Below are 19,101 nucleotides of genomic sequence, written 5' to 3'. Positions count from 1 at the left end.
CCGGAGGGCGGACGGGCCCCCGGTGGGCCGCCCGTGCGGGTGCCGGCGACGCGGGGCGACGGGCGTCGGGCATCATGGTGTCGCGCCACCGCACCGTGGAGGCGCGACGACGCTGCCCGACGGGCAGTGACGATCACCACATCGAGGAGGACCACGTGGAGGCGACCGCAACGGCGGACGCACGGGCCCTGGCCGACCGGCTGGGTTTCACCGACGACCAGATCGTGCAGGAGGTCGGCTGGGACGAGGACGTCCCGGAGGACCTGCGCCTGGCCATCGAGGAGGTCACCGGCGCGCCGCTGGAGGACGAGTCCTACACCGGCCCGGTGGACGTGTGCCTGCTGTGGTTCCGCCAGGGCGACGGCGACCTCACCGACGACTGCGTCGACGCGCTCGCCGGGCTCGAGGACGACGGCTTCGTCCTGCTCGCCACGCCCAACCTCAAGCACGACCTGCACGTCGACCAGGCCGACGTCGACGAGGCGGCCAAGACCGCCGGCCTCCAGGCCCAGAGCTCGCTGCAGCTCGACGAGACCTGGCTGGCCACCAAGCTCGGCCGCCCGACGCGTCGGCGCGGCTGAACGACGCGGCGCACGGCCGCCGGGTGGGAGGATGACCCGGCGCGCCCGCCGCGCGTGGGGCCTGTAGCTCAGCTGGCAGAGCACTGTGTTTACACCGCAGGTGTCGTCGGTTCGATCCCGGCCGGGCCCACATGGAGAACTCCACCTGTTCCCTGTCCGACGTCGTCGAGGTGCTCGACGGGATGTTCCCGCCGGCCACGGCGCTCTCCGGCGACGTGGTGGGGCTGACCGTCGGTGACCCCTCCGCCTCCGTGCGGCGGGTGCTCATGGCGGTCGACCCCACCCTCGCGGTGGTGGACGAGGCGGTGGCCGGCGGCTTCGACCTGCTGGTCACCCACCACCACCTGCTGCGGGCGGGCCTGCACGCCGTCGTGCCCAGCGAGCCGAAGGGGGCGGCGGTGCTCGCGCTCTCCGAGGGCGGGGTGGGCCTGTACTCGGCGCACACCAACGCGGACGTGGCGACCGGCGGCGTGAACGACGCCCTGGCAGCTGCCCTGGGCCTGCGCGACGTGGAGCCGCTGGTCGAGCCCGAGGGACAGCCGCTCGGGCGCGTGGGACAGCTTCCCACCGAGACCACCCTCGAGGGGTTCGCGCAGCACCTCGCCGCGGTGCTGCCCGGCGCCCCGGTGGGCCTGCGGGTGGCCGGCCCCCGCGACGGGCGGGTGGAGCGCGTGGCCGTGCTCGGGGGTTCCGGCGACCGGGAGTTCGACGCCGTGCGCGAGGCGGGTGCCGACGTCTACGTGACCGCCGACCTGCGCCACCACCCGGTGAGCGAGTTCCGCGAGCACGGGCTGCTCGCGGCCCGCAGCGGCGGCGTGGACGGTCCCTTCGTCATCGACGCCGGGCACTGGGCCACCGAGTCGCTCTGGCTGGCCGGCGCGGGGGAGCGGCTCGCCGACGAGGTGGAGCGCACCACGGGCGCACGCCCCGAGGTGCTGGTGAGCACCACGGTCACCGACCCCTGGGACTTCACCGTGAGCACGCAGGAGGGCTGACCATGGCGACCTGGACGATCGAGGCCGACGGCGGTTCGCGTGGCAACCCCGGGGTGGCCGGCTACGGCGCCCTGGTGCGCGACCCTGCGGGGGCCCTGCTGGCCGAGCGCGCCGCGCCGCTGGGCAGGGCGAGCAACAACGTGGCCGAGTACACCGGCCTGCTCGCCGGTCTGCAGGCCGTGCTCGACCTCGCGGACCTGTCGGCGGGGGACACGGTGGCCGTGCGGATGGACTCCAAGCTCGTCATCGAGCAGATGGCCGGGCGGTGGAAGATCAAGCACCCCGACATGCAGCGCCTGGCCCAGGAGGCGCAGGGCCTGTGCCGGCAGCTCCGTGACCGGGGCGTGGACCTCGACTGGGGCTGGATCCCGCGGACCCGGAACAAGGCCGCCGACGCCCTGAGCAATGACGGCATGGACGGGCGCACGGTGGCGCGCGACCACGTGGCGGCCGCGGCCCCGGGGCCGCGGGCGGTCGACGCGGCCGGGGACGCCGGGCAGGACGTCGAGGTGCCGGACGAGACGCACGCCCCCGAGCCGCCCGAGGCCGTGGAGGAGTCCCGCCCCACCTCCGCCGGGGCCTCCGTGCGCGATGCCGGGGCGCGGCGTGGGCACCGGTGGCAGCTCGTGCTGCTGCGTCACGGTGTGACCGAGTTCACCGAGACCTACCGCATCGACGGGCGCGGCGGCAGCAACCCGCCCCTGTCGCCGCTCGGGGAGCAGCAGGCCGCCCGGGCCGGTGACGCGCTCGGCGAGCTGCTCGCCGCCCCCGCCGCCGAGGGGCGCGTGCGTGTGGTGACCTCCAGCCTGCGCCGGGCCCAGCAGACCGGTCGCGCGGTGGCCGACGCGCTGCGGCTCGAGGCCGCCACCGATGCGCGCTTCGACGAGCAGGCCTTCGGCGACTGGGACGGCCGCACCTGGAGCGAGGTCGACCGCGACGGCGCCGGCACCGCCCGGGCCTTCGCGCAGGACCCGGCCTGCCCGGTGCCCGGTGGCGAGACCCACCACGAGGTCGCCGAGCGCGTCGTGGAGGGCCTGCGCGACATTGCCCGCCAGGCCGTGGACGACGAGCTGCACACGGTGGTGGTGGCCGCCCACCGCATCGCCGTCATGACCGCGCTGGAGGCGGTGCTGGGCGTGGCCTACCCGCGCTCCTGGGCCCTGGGGCAGCACCCGGCGGCCTTCCACACCCTGGAGTTCGTGGGCGCCGAGGTGCCCACCGGCTTCGCCGAGCTGAGCGGACTCAACGTGCGGCACCACCTCGAGGGCCTGCCGGTGCGCTGACCCGTGGCTAGGGTGACCGGCATGGCACACCCCCACCTGACCCTCCGCCGCCCCGCCGACGCCGAGCAGGCGGCCCCGGACACCGGCACCACCGCCGAGCTGCGCAAGGCCTTCGCCGCCATCCGCGCCGAGCAGGGCGTGGAGGTGGAGTTCCCGGCCGAGGTGGTGGCCGAGGCCGAGCGGGTGGTGGGGGAGGACCACCTGCCGGGACGCGACGAACGGGGCATCGAGCTGGTGACCCTGGACCCCGAGGGCTCCATGGACCTCGACCAGGCCGTGCACGTCCAGCGCGAGGGGGAGGGCTTCCTCGTGCACTACGCCATCGCCGACGTTCCGGCCTTCGTGGCGCCCGACGGGGCGATCGCCGCCGAGGCGTGGGAGCGCGGGCTCACCGTCTACTGCCCCGACGAGCGGGCGCCGCTGCACCCGCCGGTGCTCTCCGAGGGCGCCGCCTCGCTGCTGCCCGAGCAGGACCGGCCCGCCTTCCTGTGGGAGCTGCACCTGGACGCCGACGGCGCCCTCACGGAGGCGACCGTGGGACGCGCCGTCGTGCGCTCGCGACGCCGCTACGCCTACGCCGAGGCCCAGGAACTCATCGACTCCGGTGAGGCCGAGGAGACCCTGGCGCTGCTCAAGGAGGTGGGACTGCTCCGCATCGAGCAGGAGAAGGCCCGCGGTGGGGCCACGCTGCCGATGCCCGAGCAGGAGGTGGAGGTGACCGCCGACGGCTTCACCACCCGATTCCGCCCGCTGCTGCCGGTGGAGGACTGGAACGCGCAGGTCTCGCTCATGACGGGCATGGCCGCCGCCGAGCTCATGCTCGGGGCCGAGGTGGGCATCCTGCGCACCATGCCCGAGCCCGCCGAGGAGGACGTGCGCACCCTGCGCCGACAGGCCCGTGCTCTGGGGGTCGAGTGGGCCGACGACGCGCGCTACGGCGACTTCCTGCGCTCGCTGGACACCTCGGACGGCACGCACCTGTTCCTCGTCCACGAGGCCACCACCCTCTTCCGCGGGGCCGGGTACACGGCCTTCGACGGCGAGCTGCCCGAGCTCACCACGCAGGCCGCCATCGCGGCGCCCTACGCCCACGCCACCGCCCCGCTGCGCCGCCTGGTGGACCGCTTCGTCCTCGAGCTGTGCGCGGCGCTGTCGGCCGGCGACGAGGTGCCGGTGTGGGTGCGCGAGGCGCTGCCCCGGCTGCCGGAGGTCATGGAGGCCGCCGACAGCCGTGCCCGGTCGGTGGAGCGGGAGTGCGTGGACGCGGTCGAGGCGGCCGTGCTCGCGCCGCGGGTCGGCCAGGAGTTCGACGGCATCGCCGTGGAGGTCTCCGAGAAGGCCTTCACCGTGCAGCTCGCGGACCCGGCGGTCGTCGCACGTGCCCGGGGGACTGCCGAGCCGGGCGACGAGGTGCGCGTGCGCCTCACCGAGGCCGACGTGGCCGCGCACCGCATCACGGTCGAGCGCGTCTGAGCGGGCAAGCGGCGCCCGGTCCGGTCGCGGGGCCCGGCGCTGCACCGCGGGGAGGGGAGACGAGTCGGCCTGTAAGCCGGGTCCTGTCCCCGGGGCCAATCACTCGGCCCCGGGGGACGGTCATCCATCTCGGGTGACTGTTGCCAGCCACCTCCAGCGGTCCACCCGCGCGCTCGGACGGGACGCCCTGGATCACGCGCTGTCTGACCTTGCTCCCGGTGGGGTTTGCCGAGCCACGCCGGTCACCCGGCGTGCTGGTGGTCTCTTACACCACCGTTTCACCCTGACCCGTGCACGCACGGGCGGTCTGTTCTCTGTGGCACTGTCCCGCGGGTCACCCCGGGTGGCTGTTGGCCACCACCGTTCCCTGTGGAGCCCGGACTTTCCTCGGCGGGCCCGTAAGCCCGACGCGACCGTCCGGCCGACTCGTCTCGAGTGCGGAAGTGTACGCGGCTCAGCGCCGGGCGGACTCCTGCATCTGCTGCGCGGCCAGGGCGGCCCCGATGATCCCGGCGTCGTTGCGCAGCTGCGCGGGCACGATGGGGGCGCGCAGGTGCAGCAGCGGCAGGAACTTCTCGGCCTTCTTGCTCACCCCGCCACCGACCACGATGAGCTCGGGCCAGAGGAGGTTCTCCAGCGTGGAGTAGTAGCGCTGCAGGCGTTCGGCCCACTCCTCCCAGGAGAGGTCCTCGGCCTCGCGGGCGGAGTTGGCGGCCACCGACTCGGCTTCCACGCCGTCGACCTCCAGGTGGCCCAGCTCGGAGTTGGGCAGCAACCGCCCGTCGGCAACGAGAGCGCTACCGATGCCGGTGCCCAGGGTGGTGACCAGCACCAGGCCCTTGGTGCCCCGGGCGGCGCCGTAGTGCGCCTCGGCCAGGCCGGCGGCATCGGCGTCGTTGAGCACGTGCACGTCGCGCTCGAGCACCTCGGAGAACAGGGCGTCGGCGTCGGTGCCGATCCAGCTGGTGTCGATGTTGGCCGCGGTACGCACCACGCCGCGGCTCACCACGGCCGGCACTGTGACGCCCACGGGCTGGCCCTTCGTCTGCCGGGCGAAGGTGCTGCAGATCCCACCGATCACCTCGGCGACGGCCTGCGGGGTGGAGGTCTCCGGGGTGGCGACCCGCTGGCGCTCGGCGGCGAAGGCGCCGACCCCGAGGTCCACCGGGGCACCCTTGATGCCGGTGCCGCCGACGTCGATGCCCAGGGGGTGCGTGGTGGGGCTCATGCGGTGGTCAGCACCTCCGGCCCGTCCTCGGTGATGAGGATCGTGTGCTCGAACTGCGCCGAGCGGGAGAGGTCCTTGGTCACCACGGTCCAGTCGTCGGCCCACATCGACCACTCGTGGGTGCCCAGGTTGAGCATGGGCTCCACGGTGAAGGTCATGCCGGGCTGGATGACGTCGGCGTAGGACGGCGCGGCGTCGTAGTGGGGGACGATGAGCCCGCTGTGGAAGTGCGTGCCGATGCCGTGGCCGGTGTAGTCGCGCACCACGCCGTAGCCGAAGCGGCTGGCGTACATCTCGATGACGCGGCCGATGACGTTGAGCTCGCGTCCGGGCTTCGCGGCACGGATGCCCCGCATCGTCGCCTCCTGCGTGCGCTCCACGAGCAGGCGGGACTCCTCGTCCACGTCCCCGCACAGGAAAGTGGCGTTGGTGTCGCCGTGCACGCCGCCGATGAAGGCGGTGATGTCGATGTTGACGATGTCGCCGTCCTGCAGCTCCCGGTCGTCGGGGATGCCGTGGCAGATCACCTCGTTGACCGAACTGCACAGCGACTTGGGGTAGCCGCGGTAGCCGAGCGTGGAGGGGTAGGCGCCGTGGTCGAGCAGGAACTCGTGGCCGATGCGGTCGAGCTCGTCGGTGGTGACGCCCGGCGCTACGGCCGCGCCCACGGCCTCACGGGCCTGGGCGGCGATGCGGCAGGCCACCCGCATCCGCTCGATGGTCTCGGCGTCCTTGACCTCCGAGCCGGTGAACGGGGCCGGGGCCGGCTTGTCCACGTACTCGGGGCGCGCGATGGAGGCGGGCACCTCGCGGCGGGGGGAGACGTGGCCGGGGGACAGGGGTGGTGCGACAGGCATGGCGCGCAGTCTAGGAGAGCGGGGTGCGGTCCTCGGTGCGTGGCGGCCCGGCTGGGGTGGCCAGACCCCACGCGATGCCGCTGGCAGTGGTCACCAGGAGCGTCGGCAGGAACAGCAGGGAGGCGGAGGAGAACGTGGCCCCCTGGAACGCCAGCGGCCCCCGCTCGACGCCGCCCGCCGGGGGACCAGGTCGACCCGGCGGGCTGGCATTCACGCCGCGGCTGCATAGGCTGGGGTGAACCGCAGTTCCCCACACCCCCAGGAGGCAGCGATGAGCTTCTATTACAACATCACCACCGGCCAGGTGGAGCGGGACGACGACAACCGCTCCCGCAACGCCGACGTGATGGGCCCCTACGCCACCGAGGAGGAGGCCCGCAACGCGCTGGCCACCGCCCGGGCCAACACCGAGAAGTGGGACGCCCAGGACGCCGCCGAGGCCGACGAGGCCGGTGGCGCCAACTGGGACAACAACCCCCTGAACGGCTGATCGTGCTGCCCGACCCCGAGCGCACCCGCACCCAGGAGCACACCGGTCCGCTGCCCAGCGGGCCGGAGTACCCGTGGACCGACGCCCTGCCCACCTCGGGCGAGGCCGGTGAACTCGGGGCCGAGGCCGCCCGCTGGGCCGAGAGGGCCACCGACGCGCTCGACGACCTGCGCCTCGTGGCTGACCTCTCGGCCCTGGTCTCCATCCCCAGCACCGGCGGATCCCCCGAGGAGGTCCGCGTGCAGCGCTGGGGCGCCGAGACCCTGCGGCGCATGGGGGGCAGCGTCGACGAGTGGGACGAGTCCGTCGCCGACCTCGCCCGCCTGGAGGACTGGCCCGGCCAGGAGGTCGAGCGCACGGACCTGCGCGGCGTGGTCGGCCGCTTCGGCCCCGCCGAGGGGGACCCTGCCCTCATCCTGTGCGGCCACACCGACGTGGTGCCCGCCACCGACGCCGAGCTCTGGTCCGAGCACGACCCGTGGACCCTGGTCCGCGGCGAGGACGAGCACGGCGTGTGGTTTCGCGGCCGCGGCGTCACCGACATGAAGGGCGGGGTGGCGGCGGTCCTCGCAGCCGTGCGCGCGCTGCAGTCGGTCGGCTTCCCCTTCCGCCGGGCGCTCGCCGTGCACCTCGTGAGCGGTGAGGAGGACGGCGGCTCCGGGGCGTTCGCCACCCTGCGTCGCGGGCACACCGGGGAGGCGTGCGTCATCGCCGAGCCCACCGCCGGTCACCTCGTCACCGCCAACGCCGGGTCGCTGACCTTCAGCCTCCGGCTCTCCGGCCGGGCCGCGCACGGCGCCATGGCACGTGAGGGCCACAACGCGCTGCTGGGCCTGCGCGCCGTGGTCGATGCGCTCGAGCGCCTGCAGGAGCAGCGTCGCGAGGATCGCCCCGCCCCCTTCGACACCGTCGACGACCCGTGGCCCCTGAGCATCGGCATCGTCCGGGGAGGGGAGTGGGCCTCCACCGTGCTCGACGACCTCGTGGTGGAGGGTCGATTCGGTGTCCGCACCGACGAGACCCCGCAGGAGGCCCGGGCCGCCTTCGAGCAGTGCGTGGCCGAGGCCTGTGCCGCCGACGACTTCCTCGCCGAGCACCCGGCCCGGGTGACCTGGCCCGGTGGGGTGTTCGCCCCCGGTGAGATGCCCAGCGGCCACGAGCTCGGCGCTCAGGTGGCCGATGCCGTGGAGCGCGCCGGGTACGAGCGGCCCGACCGCATCGGCGTGCCCTACGGCTCGGACCTGCGGCAGTACGCCGCGGCCGGCATCCCGACCCTCCAGTACGGGCCGGGGGACATCCGCCAAGCGCACTCGGTGGACGAGTGGGTCGACAAGGAGGCCCTCGTGCGGTGCGCCCGGGCGTACGTGCACCTGGTGGTGGAGCGCTGCGGCTGACGGGCCTCCGTCCCGCGTGGCAGATCGTGTCCGAATCGTGACCACCCTGGGGATGACTTCCGGGCCGTTGGCGCGCACGATCAGGGGGGGTGGTGACCCTCACCACATGCACACCCCTCTGGAGGAACAGTGTTCGCACGCACCACGCGTCTCTCGGGCGCCGCTCTGGTGGCCTTCGCCACCGCGACCGTCCCCTTCGCGCAGGTCTCCGCCGTCCCGTCCCAGGACGACGCCCGCTCGCAGGAGCACCGTCAGGACGACTTCTCCCACCCGCTGGGCGACAAGCAGCGCGCCCTGCAGAAGAAGGCCGTCAACCAGCTCATGCGCGGCGAGGCCAAGGTGGTCACCCGCAACGGCAGCCGTTCCATCCAGCTGGGCACGGGCAAGGACGCCCAGTACGTGCAGTACGACGTGGAGCGTCAGGAGAACGTCCTCACCTTCCTCACGGAGTTCGGTGACAAGACCGACCCGGCCAAGGGCGGCACTCCCGGCCCGCTGCACAACCAGATCCCCGAGCCGGACCGCTCCCAGGACAACTCCACCGTCTGGCGCAAGGACTTCAACACCTCGTACTACGAGGAGCTCATGCTGGGCGAGGAGAACTCCTTCCGCGACTTCTTCCGCAAGCAGTCCTCGGGCCGTTTCGACGTGGACGCGAAGGTCTACGACTGGGTGAAGCTGCCCTACAACGAGGCGCGGTACGGCGCCAACAGCGACGACCCGATGGTGGAGGCCGAGGGCTACTGGAGCTACATCCGCGACTCCGCCCAGGCCTGGTACGACGCGCAGGTGGCCCAGGGCAAGACCTCCGAGCAGATCGCCGCCGAGCTGGCGGAGTTCGACAAGTGGGACCGCTACGACTACGACGGTGACGGCGACTTCAACGAGCCCGACGGCTACATCGACCACTTCCAGGCCGTCCACGCCGGCGAGGACGAGTCCGCCGGTGGCGGTGCCCAGGGCGAGGACGCCATCTGGGCCCACCGCTGGTACGCCTTCCCGACCGACGCGGGCAAGAAGGGCCCGGAGGGCAACCTCGCTGGTGGTGTGCCGATCGGTGACACCGGCCTGTGGATCGGTGACTACACCACCGAGCCGGAGAACGGTGGCGTGGGCGTGTTCGTGCACGAGTTCTCCCACGACCTCGGCCTGCCCGACTACTACGACACCAGCGGCGGCGACAACGGTGTGGCCTACTGGTCGCTCATGTCGGCCGGGTCCTGGCTGAACGACGGCAAGGCCATCGGCGACTCCGCGGGCTTCATGGGCCCCAAGGAGAAGCTGCAGCTGGGCTGGCTCGACTACCAGGTCGTGAAGCCGGGCGAGAACGTCACCAAGACCCTGGGCCCGGCCTTCGCCTCCACCAAGAACCCGCAGGCCGTGGTGGTGCCGCTGCCCACGCAGAAGATCACCGAGGAGTACAACACCCCCTTCGAGGGCTCGAAGGAGTTCTGGGGTGGCGCCGAGGACAACCTCAACTCGTCCATGACCAAGCACCTGGACCTCTCGGGGGCGAAGTCGGCCAGCGTCTCGGCCAAGCTCGAGGCCTTCATCGAGCAGGACTACGATTACCTGTACTTCGAGGTCTCCACCGACGGTGGCGCCACCTGGACAAAGCTCGACGAGCAGACCGGTTTCTCCGACGGCTGGGTGGACCTGAACTACGACCTGTCCTCCTACGCCGGCAAGCAGATCGACGTCCGCTTCCGCGCCCAGAACGACGGTGGCCTCAACGAGAACGGTGCGTTCCTCGACAACGTGACCACCACCGTCGACGGGGTGGCCGAGGTGGACGGTGCCGAGGGTGCCAGCACGTGGGAGCTCAAGGGCTTCACCGTCATCGACGGCACGGTCACCCGCGATGCGGAGCACGCCTTCCTCATGGAGAACCGCCAGTACGGCTCCTACGACGACACCCTGCGCACCGGCCCGTACAACTTCGGCTTCGGCGAGGCCCGTCCCAACTGGGTGGAGCGCTACCCCTACCAGAACGGCATGCTCGTCTGGTACTCCAACGACGCCTACCTGGACAACAACACCGGTGAGCACCCGGGCGGCGGCCAGGCCCTGCCGGTGGACGCCAACCCGCAGCCGCTGGCGTGGAACGGCGGCGGCCTGATGCGCCAGAAGACGCAGTCCTTCGACGCCACCTTCGGCCTGGAGCGCACCGACGCGGTGACCCTGCACCACGACGGCCAGGCCACCACCATCCCGTCGCGCCCGGGTGTGCCGGTGTTCTTCGACTCCGGCGCCAACGCGTACTACTCGTCGGCCAACCCGCAGAACTCGGTGAAGCTGCCGGGTTCCAAGGTGCGTGCCGAGGTCATCGGCACCGAGGGCGACACCATGCAGGTCTGCTTCGGCGCCGCCGACCAGTGCCAGACGGCCACGCCGGACGCCACGGTCGACCGCTGGGCCGGCAAGGACCGCTACGCCACGGCCGCCGAGGTGGCCCGTCAGTTCGATGCCGCCGACACCGTCTACCTGGCCTCGGGCACGGGCTTCGCCGACGCCCTGTCCGGTGCCCCGGCTGCCGCCAACGGGGTCGCGCCGCGCTCCCTGCCCGCGCAGGACGGCCAGGACGCCCCGGTGCTGCTCACGCGCACCGACCGGATCCCGGCCGACACCCTGAAGGCCATCGAGGACCTCGGCGCGTCCAAGGTCGTCATCCTCGGTGGCGAGGCCGCGGTCTCCGCCAAGGTCGCCGGCGAGCTCGAGGCCGAGGGCCTGGACGTCGCCCGCGTGGCCGGCACGGACCGCTACGAGACGAGCGCCAACGTGGCGACGATGTTCGGCAACAACGTGGACACGCTCTACGTGGCCTCCGGTGAGGACCGGGCCTTCGCCGACGCGCTGACCGGTGGTGCGCTGGCCGGTGCCCAGGACGCCCCCGTCCTCCTGACCCGCCCGGACAAGGCCGACGCCGTGACCAAGGAGGCCGTGGCCGCGCTCAACCCGAAGAGGGTCGTGGTGCTGGGTGGCCCGGCCGCGGTGTCCGATGCCGTGTACGCCGAGCTGGGCGGTACCGAGCGCCTGGCCGGTTCCGACCGCTACGGCACCTCGGCGGCCGTGGCCGCACAGTTCGACAAGGACCCGAACCGGGCCCTGGTCGCCAGCGGCGCCGACTTTCCCGACGCACTGACCGGTGGCGCCTACGCGGGTGTGCAGCACCTGCCGCTGGTGCTGACCCACCTCGACCGCCTGCCGGCTCTGTCGAAGGCGGCGCTGGACGCCGTGTCCCCGCAGGACGTGGCGATCATCGGTGGCACCGCCGCCGTGGTGCAGACCGTCGAGGACCAGCTCAACGAGCTCCTGACCGGTTGGGTGAGGTGATGACGGCCGGCCGGTCGCACCCGTGACCGGCCGCGCCTCCGGAGGGCCCCGCGGCAGTGCTGCGGGGCCCTTCGGTGTGAGGGGCTGCCCGGTGGTTGGATGGACGCATGGATCGTCAGCAGGAGTTCGTCCTCCGCACCATCGAGGAGCGGGACATCCGCTTCATGCGCCTCTGGTTCACCGACGTGCTGGGCCGCCTGAAGTCCGTCGGCGTGGCCCCGGCCGAGCTCGAGAACGCCTTCACCGAGGGCATCGGGTTCGACGGCAGCGCCATCGAGGGCTTCGCGCGCGTCTACGAGGCCGACACCCTGGCCATGCCGGACGCCTCCACCTTCCAGGTGGTGTCCTGGAAGGACAGCCAGGAGCCCGGCATCGGCCGGATGTTCTGCGACATCACCCTGCCGGACGGCACCCCGAGCCCGGCGGACTCGCGCCACGTCCTGCGCCGGGCCCTCCAACGGGCCGACGACATGGGCTTCACCTTCTACACCCACCCGGAGATCGAGTTCTTCCTCTTCGAGCGGGAGCTCGACGCCGGTGGCCACCCGGTGCCCCTCGACGACGCGGGCTACTTCGACCACCTCGCCCAGGGTGACGGCCACGACTTCCGCCGCGCCGCCATCGACATGCTCGAGAGCATGGGCATCCCGGTGGAGTTCTCCCACCACGAGGGCGCGCCCGGCCAGAACGAGATCGACCTGCGCTACGCCGACGCCCTGTCGACGGCGGACAACATCATGACCTTCCGCACGGTGGTGCGGGAGGTGGCCCTGGCCCAGGGGGCGGTGGCCTCGTTCATGCCCAAGCCCCTGGCCGGTCACCCGGGCAGCGGCATGCACACCCACCTCTCGCTCTTCGAGGGCGACCGCAACGCCTTCCACGAGCCAGGAGCGGAGTACCAGCTGTCCATCACCGGGCGGCGCTTCGTGGCCGGCCTGCTGCACCACGCCCGCGAGATCAGCGCGGTCACCAACCAGTGGGTCAACTCCTACAAGCGGCTCTGGGGCGGGGGAGAGGCGCCGGCCCACGTGTGCTGGGGCCACAACAACCGCAGCGCCATGGTGCGCATCCCCATGTACAAGCCCACCAAGGGCCAGTCGAGCCGGGTGGAGCTGCGCTCGCTGGACTCGGCCTGCAACCCCTACCTCGCCTACGCCGTGGTCCTGGCCGCCGGTCTCAAGGGCATCGAGGAGGAGTACGAGCTGCCCACCGAGGCCGAGGACGACGTGTGGGGCCTCACCGACCGGGAGCGGCGTGCGCTGGGGATCGAGCCGCTGCCGGGCTCGCTCAGCGAGGCCATCTCGGCGATGGAGCAGTCGGAGCTCGTGGCCGAGACGCTCGGCGAGCACGTCTTCGACTTCTTCCTGCGCAACAAGCGTGAGGAGTGGAAGGCCTACCGGGCGCAGGTGACGCCCTACGAGGTCCAGAACTACCTCAAGCAGCTGTGAACCCGCGGGGTTCCCGACCGGGCGGGGTGGCCTGGCTGCTCCGCGAGGGGTTCACCGAGGGGCGGCGCGCCGCCGGGTGCCTCGACGACCTCTCACGCCTGCTCGGCCGGGACGACTGGGAGCACCAGGTGGGGCTGGCGCGGGCCCTGGGGCGGGCAGCGGATCCGGACCGGGCGGTCCTGGCAGCGGTCCGCATCGCCGAGGCGGCCGGTCCTGAGCAGCGCCGGGCGTGGGTCGGGCGCATGGACGCGGCCGGCCCCGACGCCGAGCGGGGCCCCCTGGCACGTCTCGTGGCGGTGCTCGGGGCCAGCCAGGTGCTCGGTGACCACCTGGCGCGCCACCCGGAGCACCTCGAGCTGCTCGACGCCGAGACCCTGCCCACCCCCGAGGAGGCCCGCGAGGTGCTCGTGGCGGCGGTCTCCGAGGCCGTGGCGGCGGGGGAGAGCGGCGACGACGCGCTCCGCGTGGCCTACCGCGGTCAGCTGGTGCGCGTGGCCGGCCTCGACCTCACCGCCCCCGACCCCACCGAGGTGGTCGACGCCGTGGCCGCCGCCCTGGCGGACCTGGCCGCCGGCGCCCTCGAGGCGGCGCTCGTCATCGCGCGCCACGAGGTCGACCACGCCGAGGACGTGCGCCTGGCCGTCATCGGCATGGGCAAGACCGGCGGGCGCGAGCTCAACTACGTGAGCGACGTGGACGTCATCTTCGCCGCGGAGCCGGCCGAGGGGGTCGAGGAGGCCCGGGCCCTGCAGGTCGGGGCACGCCTCGCGACCCGCCTGGTGCAGGCCTGCGGCGCGACCACCGCCGAGGGCACGCTCTGGCCGGTGGACGCCGCGCTGCGCCCGGAGGGCAAGGCCGGGCCGCTCGTGCGCACCCTGGAGTCCTTCCGCGGCTACTACGAGCGGTGGGCCTCCACCTGGGAGTTCCAGGCGTTGCTCAAGGCGCGGCCGGTCGCCGGCGACCCCGAGTTGGGGCAGGCCTTCGTCGACCTCGTGGACCCGATGGTGTGGCAGGTGGCCACCCGGGACGGCTTCGTGGAGGGGGTGCAGGCCATGCGGCGCCGCGTGGAGGCCCACATCCCGGCCGCGGAGGCCAAGCGGCAGCTCAAGCTTGGCGCCGGGGGCCTGCGCGACATCGAGTTCTCCGTGCAGCTGCTGCAGCTCGTGCACGGGCGAGTCGACGAGTCGCTGCGCTCGGGCAGCACCCTGCCGGGGCTCACGGCGCTCGCGGCCGGCGGTTACGTGGCCCGGTCCGACGCCGCCGTGCTCGACCCGGCCTACCGTCTCCTGCGTGCCCTGGAGCACCGCATCCAGCTCGACCGCCTGCGGCGTTCGCACCTGCTGCCGGTGGACGAGGACGACCTGCGCCGCCTGGGCCGCGCGATGGGGTGGACCAAGGACCCGGCCCAGGAGGTGGAGCGGCGCTGGGCGGAGGTGTCCAAGGAGGTCCGGCGCCTCCACGAGCGATTGTTCTACCGCCCGGTCCTCTCCGCCCTCTCGGACCTCACGCCCACCCAGGCCCGGATGTCGCCGGACGCGGTCACCGAGCGCCTCGCCGCGCTGGGCTTCGCCGACCCCGCGGGGTCGGTGCGCCACCTGGAGTCGCTCACCCGGGGCTTCTCGCGGACCGCCGCCATTCAGCGTCAGCTGCTGCCGGCGATGCTCGGCTGGTTCGCCGGCTGGCCGGCCCCCGATGCGGGGCTGCTGGCCTTCCGCCGCATCAGCGAGTCGCTGGGCGGGACCCACTGGTACATGGCGATGCTGCGCGACGAGGGGCACGCCGCCCAGCGCTTCGCGCACGTCCTCTCGGCGAGCCGCTACCTCACGGGCCTGCTGGAACGCGGGCCGGACGCGGTGCGCCTGCTCGGCGAGCCGGACGCCCTGGTCCCGCCCTCGCGCGAGGCGGTCGTCTCGCGCATGCGCAGTGCGGTGGGCCGTGCGGGCTCGGTGGAGGACGCGGCCACGGCGGCCCGGGTGCTGCGACGCACGGAGGTCCTTCGCCTGGGCATCGGGCGCCTCACGGGGCAGGTGGACTCCGCGCAGGTCCAGGAGGGGCTCACCAACGCCGCCGAGGCCCTGCTCGACGCGGTGCTCGAGGCTGCCCTGGACGGCGACTCGACCGGGGTCGCCGTCATCGGCATGGGGCGCCTCGGTGGTGGGGAGATGGGCTTCGCCAGCGATGCCGACGTCTTCCTCGTGCACGACGACGCACCGGGGCGGGCGGAGGCCGCCACCGCGGCCCTCAAGGCCCTGCGTTCCACGCTCGTGGCCGGGTCCGAGCCCCCTTTGGAGGTCGACATCGACCTCCGGCCCGAGGGGCGCAGCGGGCCCACGGTGCGCGGCATCGCCTCCCTGGAGCAGTACTACGAGCGCTGGAGCTCGCCCTGGGAGGCGCAGGCCCTCGTCCGGGCCCGGCCGGTCGCCGGCGATGCCGAGCTCTGCGCACGGGTGATGGTCCTCGTCGACCCCCGTCGCTACCCCGAGGGGGGTCTGACGCCTGCGGCGCTGCGCGAGATGCGGGTGCTCAAGGCCCGCATGGAGGCCGAGCGCATCCCCCGCGGTGGTGACCCCCGGCTGCACCTCAAGCTGGGCCGCGGCGGCCTCTCGGACGTCGAGTGGACGGTGCAGATGCTCCAGATGGAGCACGCCGCCCGGCTGGCGGACCTGCGTACCGCGAGCACGCGCCAGGCCCTGACGGCGCTCCGTGGCCACGAGCTCCTCTCGGCCGCGGACGCCGAGGCCCTCTCGGAGGCGTGGGAGATGGCCGGGGAGGTCCGTGACGCGAGCATGCTCTGGCGCGGCCGGGCGAGCGACTCCATCCCCACCGACCCGCTCGACCGGGAGGGTGTGTCCCGCGCGATGGGGCGCCCTGCCGGCGCCGGGGCGGAGCTCACCGAGGAGTACCTGCGGCGGTCCCGCCGGGCTCGCGCCGTGGTGGAGCGCGTCTTCTTCGCCTGAGCCGGCGACCGCGTGCGCCGCTGGTCGGGGTCCGCTCCGTAGAATCCCGGGCGTGACCACCGACCCTCGCTCCCGCACCGGGGCCACCCTGCTGTGGTTCCGGGGGCACCAGGATGCGGTGGCCGACTGGCTGTCCGGGGGAGTCGTCTCCGCCGACCACGCGCGGGGCGACGGGTGGACCGTCGTGCGCCCCGCCTCGGTGCCCGCGGGCCTGGGACCCTACGGCGATGCCCTGGGTCTCACGCTGAGCCGGCCGGTCCCGGACAGGGTGCTGCCCGTCGTGGGGATGACGGTGCGGGGCGGGCTGCTCGTGGTGGCGGCAGCCGACGGGGGTGACGCCGAGCTGCACTGGGTCGTGGCCCAGCCGGGGGTGGGCCCCCACCCACTGGGTGACCTGCCGGTCTGTGGTCCGCGTCATCTCGCGCGGGTGGCAGGCGTACCCGACCAGGGCGATGCCGTGACGGGGTTGGTCTCCCGGGGGCGGGCGACGGGCGCCGACCCGGTGGCCCTCGGGGTGCGCCTGGCCGGTCTGCTGGGGCTGCCCGGCGCCGCCGAGTTCCGCCGGCCGGACCCGTTGCCGGGCAGCCGGCGCGTGGAACCCGACCCCCGCGAGGTCCAGCGTTTCGTGGGGGTGCTGTCCGACCGTCTGGCCGAGAGGGCCGAGGAGGAGGAACGATGAGGGCTCGTGTGCCGTTGCGGCTGTGGCCGGCGGTCGACGTCGTCGGCGGGCGGACCGCCCAGGACCTGGACGGTTCGCTGGCCGACCCGAGCGCGGCGGTGGCCCACTGGGTCGCCCAGGGCGCCGAGCGACTCCACCTGGTCGACCTGGACCGCGCCACCGGGCGCGGCGCGAACGACGCGCTGATGGCCGAGCTGGTGCGTTCGGCCGGCGTCCCCGTGGAGGTGTCCGGCGGGGTCCTCGCAACCGAGGACGTGGAGCGCGCCCTCGGGTGGGGCGCGGTGGCCGTCACCGCCTCCTCGGCCCTCTGGCGGGACCCGGTGGCCGCGCGCGCCCTGGCTGCCCGGTACGGCGAGGAGCTCCAGCTCGGACTCGACCTCCGGGACGGCCGCGTGGTGGCCCGGGGCACCGATCTCGACCTCGGTCCGGTCACGGACCACTGGGCCGCGTTGGGCGCTCTCGGGCCGCGCCGTTGGGTCGTCGCCTCCGCCGGGGCCGACGGTCGCATGACCGGACCGGACCTCGCAGGACTCCGTGAGGCCGCGGCGCACCTGCAGGGGACCCTCGTGGCCTCCGGCGGGGTGAGCACCACCGGCGACCTCGTGGCGGTCTCGAGCCTCCGCGGTCCCCACGGCCCGGCGGTCGGCGAGGTCATCCTCGGGGCCGCGCTGTACGCGGGCGCCGTGGAGCTGGGCCGGGCCCAGCGTCTGCTCGGTGAGCTCGCGGGCCCGCCCACCGACCCCACCGCCGACTCGGCCGGCACTCCCTGGGAGGGGCGCTCCCTCCAGCGCGGTGAGTTCGACGACGACGACGGCGCCCTCGACCCCGCGCTGCCCGGCCCGGGGGAGGACCCGCTGGACGACGGTGCCCTGGTGGCCGCCCTCGACACCGCCCGCGTGTTCGTGGGCGTCCTCGCCGAGGAGGGTGCGGACGCCGCCGACGTGGCTGTGGCGCAGGTGCGCACCCCGCAGGGTTGGGCGGCGCTGCCGGTGTTCACCACGGTCGAGGAGGTCACGCGCTGGCGGGCCGACGCACGCCCGGTGCCGGTCCGCGGCCACACGGTGGCGCAGGCTGCGCTCTCCGACGAGGCCCCGGCGCTGGTCGTCGATCCCGGCTCCCCGGCCGCGCGCGTCGTCCGGCCCTCGATGGTGCGTGCGCTGGCCCGCCGCATCCCGTGGCGGCGCCCCGTGGACGACGAGGTGGTGCTGGCCGGCCTGCGCCGGCTCAAGGAGGACCCCCGGGTCACGGGTGTCGCGGTGCGCAGCGGCCCGGAGGGCGAGCTCGTCCTGGGGCTGCGGGGACTGGGCGACGACCGCGAGGCGGGGCGTCTGGTCGCCGGCGTCCTGGAGGACGTCGAGGTCCGCTCCCGCGTCGACGGCGTGGTCGTCAGTGCCCTGGGTTTGGACCCACACGCCTGACCGGCTATCCTGTCCGTCTGAAGTGAGACCCCGTCTCCACCTGCGGCCGATCCGGTACGTGGGTCGTGCACTCCCACGGTGCGTCGCGTGACACCACGCGGCGTCGCCTGAGTCCCTGGCCGCAAGGCCTCGGTGGGGGAGGTGCCCCGCATCGTGCGGTGGCCGCTGCATGGTCTGGGTCTCTCCGGCAGGTGCCGAGAGGCCCTTTCTTCGTGTGGAGGAGGGGTCGAGCGTCACCCGTCATCGACCCGACGAAGGAGTAGCACCATCAGCGAGCCCCGCATCAACGACCGCATCCGGGTCCCGGAAGTGCGGTTGGTCGGCCCCAACGGCGAGCAGGTCGGCATCGTGCGCGTCAAGGACGCCCTGCGTCTGGCAGCCGAGGCCGACCTGGATCTCGTGGAGGTCGCTCCCATGGCCAAGCCTCCGGTCGCCAAGCTCATGGACTACGGCAAGTTCAAGTACGAGAACGCCATGAAGGACCGTGAGTCGCGCAAGAAGCAGGTCAACACGGTCATCAAGGAGATCAAGCTCCGGCCGAAGATCGACCAGCACGACTACGAGACCAAGAAGGGTCACGTCGAGCGCTTCCTGTCCGCCGGCGACAAGGTCAAGGTCACCATCATGTTCCGTGGCCGCGAGCAGTCGAAGCCCGAGCTGGGCTTCCGCCTGCTGCAGCGCCTGGCCGAGGACATCAGCGAGCTGGGCGTCGTCGAGAGCAAGCCCAAGCAGGACGGCCGCAACATGACCATGGTCTTCGGCTCGACCCGCAACAAGGCCCAGGCCCAGGCGGCACGCCGCAAGGAGCAGGAGGCCAAGAAGCGGGAGCGCAAGGGCGAGTCCGACCAGCCCGAGACGCCGGCCCAGCAGGCCGCCGAGGCGCCCGCAGAAGCCTGAGGTCCTCCGACCTCCCCGGCACGGTTCCGCCGTGCCGCCCCACCTGTCCGTCAGAACGAAGGGATCGG

Annotated in this window: 15 protein-coding genes, 1 tRNA gene and 1 other RNA gene; 13 read left to right on the top strand and 4 right to left on the bottom strand. The window is 73.4% G+C overall.

The window, feature by feature from the left end; genetic code table 11:
• Positions 1 to 155: 155 nt before the first annotated feature.
• The 5 genes from CYJ76_RS05270 (at position 156) to CYJ76_RS05250 (ending at position 4,332) form a co-directional block, all read left to right on the top strand.
• Complete coding sequence (locus tag CYJ76_RS05270) at positions 156 to 581, top strand: DUF3052 domain-containing protein (RefSeq protein ID WP_070703341.1); 426 nt, start codon at positions 156 to 158, stop codon at positions 579 to 581.
• Between the two features lie 57 nt (positions 582 to 638).
• Positions 639 to 711 (top strand) — tRNA-Val (locus CYJ76_RS05265).
• A 1-nt stretch (position 712) separates the two neighbouring features.
• The gene (locus CYJ76_RS05260; RefSeq protein WP_070703338.1) at positions 713 to 1,576 is read left to right on the top strand and encodes a Nif3-like dinuclear metal center hexameric protein; all 864 of its coding nucleotides are present in this window, start codon (positions 713 to 715) and stop codon (positions 1,574 to 1,576) included.
• A 2-nt stretch (positions 1,577 to 1,578) separates the two neighbouring features.
• The gene (locus CYJ76_RS05255) at positions 1,579 to 2,859 is read left to right on the top strand and encodes a histidine phosphatase family protein (protein WP_101849453.1); all 1,281 of its coding nucleotides are present in this window, start codon (positions 1,579 to 1,581) and stop codon (positions 2,857 to 2,859) included.
• Between the two features lie 21 nt (positions 2,860 to 2,880).
• Entirely contained in the window at positions 2,881 to 4,332 is a 1,452-nt protein-coding gene (locus CYJ76_RS05250; protein ID WP_070705511.1) for an RNB domain-containing ribonuclease, read from the top strand.
• Between the two features lie 56 nt (positions 4,333 to 4,388).
• Here CYJ76_RS05250 and rnpB read toward each other — a convergent pair.
• From rnpB to CYJ76_RS05230, 4 genes are all read right to left on the bottom strand, one after another.
• Positions 4,389 to 4,761: RNase P RNA component class A (gene rnpB, locus CYJ76_RS05245), an RNA gene on the bottom strand.
• Between the two features lie 25 nt (positions 4,762 to 4,786).
• On the bottom strand, positions 4,787 to 5,560 hold the full coding sequence (ppgK, locus tag CYJ76_RS05240; protein WP_070705510.1) for a polyphosphate--glucose phosphotransferase: 774 nt from the start codon (positions 5,558 to 5,560) through the stop codon (positions 4,787 to 4,789).
• On the bottom strand, positions 5,557 to 6,417 hold the full coding sequence (gene map, locus CYJ76_RS05235; protein WP_070705509.1) for a type I methionyl aminopeptidase: 861 nt from the start codon (positions 6,415 to 6,417) through the stop codon (positions 5,557 to 5,559). Before map ends, ppgK begins: the two co-directional genes overlap by 4 nt.
• Positions 6,418 to 6,427: 10 nt before the next feature.
• A complete protein-coding gene (locus CYJ76_RS05230; protein ID WP_070705508.1) occupies positions 6,428 to 6,631 on the bottom strand; it encodes a hypothetical protein in 204 nt (67 codons plus the stop codon).
• A 57-nt stretch (positions 6,632 to 6,688) separates the two neighbouring features.
• Here CYJ76_RS05230 and CYJ76_RS05225 point away from each other — a divergent pair, with 57 nt between their 5' ends.
• From CYJ76_RS05225 to infC, 8 genes are all read left to right on the top strand, one after another.
• Entirely contained in the window at positions 6,689 to 6,907 is a 219-nt protein-coding gene (locus tag CYJ76_RS05225; RefSeq protein ID WP_070705507.1) for a methionine aminopeptidase, read from the top strand.
• A 2-nt stretch (positions 6,908 to 6,909) separates the two neighbouring features.
• On the top strand, positions 6,910 to 8,301 hold the full coding sequence (locus tag CYJ76_RS05220) for a M20/M25/M40 family metallo-hydrolase (RefSeq protein WP_101849452.1): 1,392 nt from the start codon (positions 6,910 to 6,912) through the stop codon (positions 8,299 to 8,301).
• Positions 8,302 to 8,430: 129 nt separating this feature from the next.
• Positions 8,431 to 11,634 carry an immune inhibitor A domain-containing protein gene (locus tag CYJ76_RS05215; protein ID WP_101849451.1) on the top strand — a complete coding sequence of 1,068 codons (3,204 nt, stop codon included), beginning with the start codon at positions 8,431 to 8,433 and terminating at the stop codon, positions 11,632 to 11,634.
• Between the two features lie 107 nt (positions 11,635 to 11,741).
• Complete coding sequence (locus CYJ76_RS05210) at positions 11,742 to 13,082, top strand: glutamine synthetase family protein (RefSeq protein ID WP_070705505.1); 1,341 nt, start codon at positions 11,742 to 11,744, stop codon at positions 13,080 to 13,082.
• A 26-nt stretch (positions 13,083 to 13,108) separates the two neighbouring features.
• Complete coding sequence (locus CYJ76_RS05205; RefSeq protein WP_101849483.1) at positions 13,109 to 16,039, top strand: bifunctional [glutamine synthetase] adenylyltransferase/[glutamine synthetase]-adenylyl-L-tyrosine phosphorylase; 2,931 nt, start codon at positions 13,109 to 13,111, stop codon at positions 16,037 to 16,039.
• Positions 16,040 to 16,091: 52 nt separating this feature from the next.
• On the top strand, positions 16,092 to 16,718 hold the full coding sequence (locus CYJ76_RS05200; protein WP_070703841.1) for a hypothetical protein: 627 nt from the start codon (positions 16,092 to 16,094) through the stop codon (positions 16,716 to 16,718).
• Positions 16,715 to 18,136 carry a HisA/HisF-related TIM barrel protein gene (locus tag CYJ76_RS05195; protein ID WP_083323445.1) on the top strand — a complete coding sequence of 474 codons (1,422 nt, stop codon included), beginning with the start codon at positions 16,715 to 16,717 and terminating at the stop codon, positions 18,134 to 18,136. The genes CYJ76_RS05200 and CYJ76_RS05195 overlap by 4 nt, the downstream gene beginning before the upstream one ends.
• Positions 18,137 to 18,445: 309 nt before the next feature.
• Positions 18,446 to 19,033 (top strand): translation initiation factor IF-3, encoded by a 588-nt coding sequence (infC, locus tag CYJ76_RS05190; RefSeq protein WP_070703845.1) that lies wholly within the window; start codon positions 18,446 to 18,448, stop codon positions 19,031 to 19,033.
• Positions 19,034 to 19,101: the final 68 nt, after the last annotated feature.

Source organism: Kytococcus schroeteri, assembly GCF_002847825.1.
Classification (GTDB): Bacteria; Actinomycetota; Actinomycetes; order Actinomycetales; family Dermatophilaceae; genus Kytococcus; species Kytococcus schroeteri.
The sequence above is the reverse complement of the archived record's forward strand: the minus strand, read 5'-3'. Positions and strand labels throughout refer to the sequence as shown.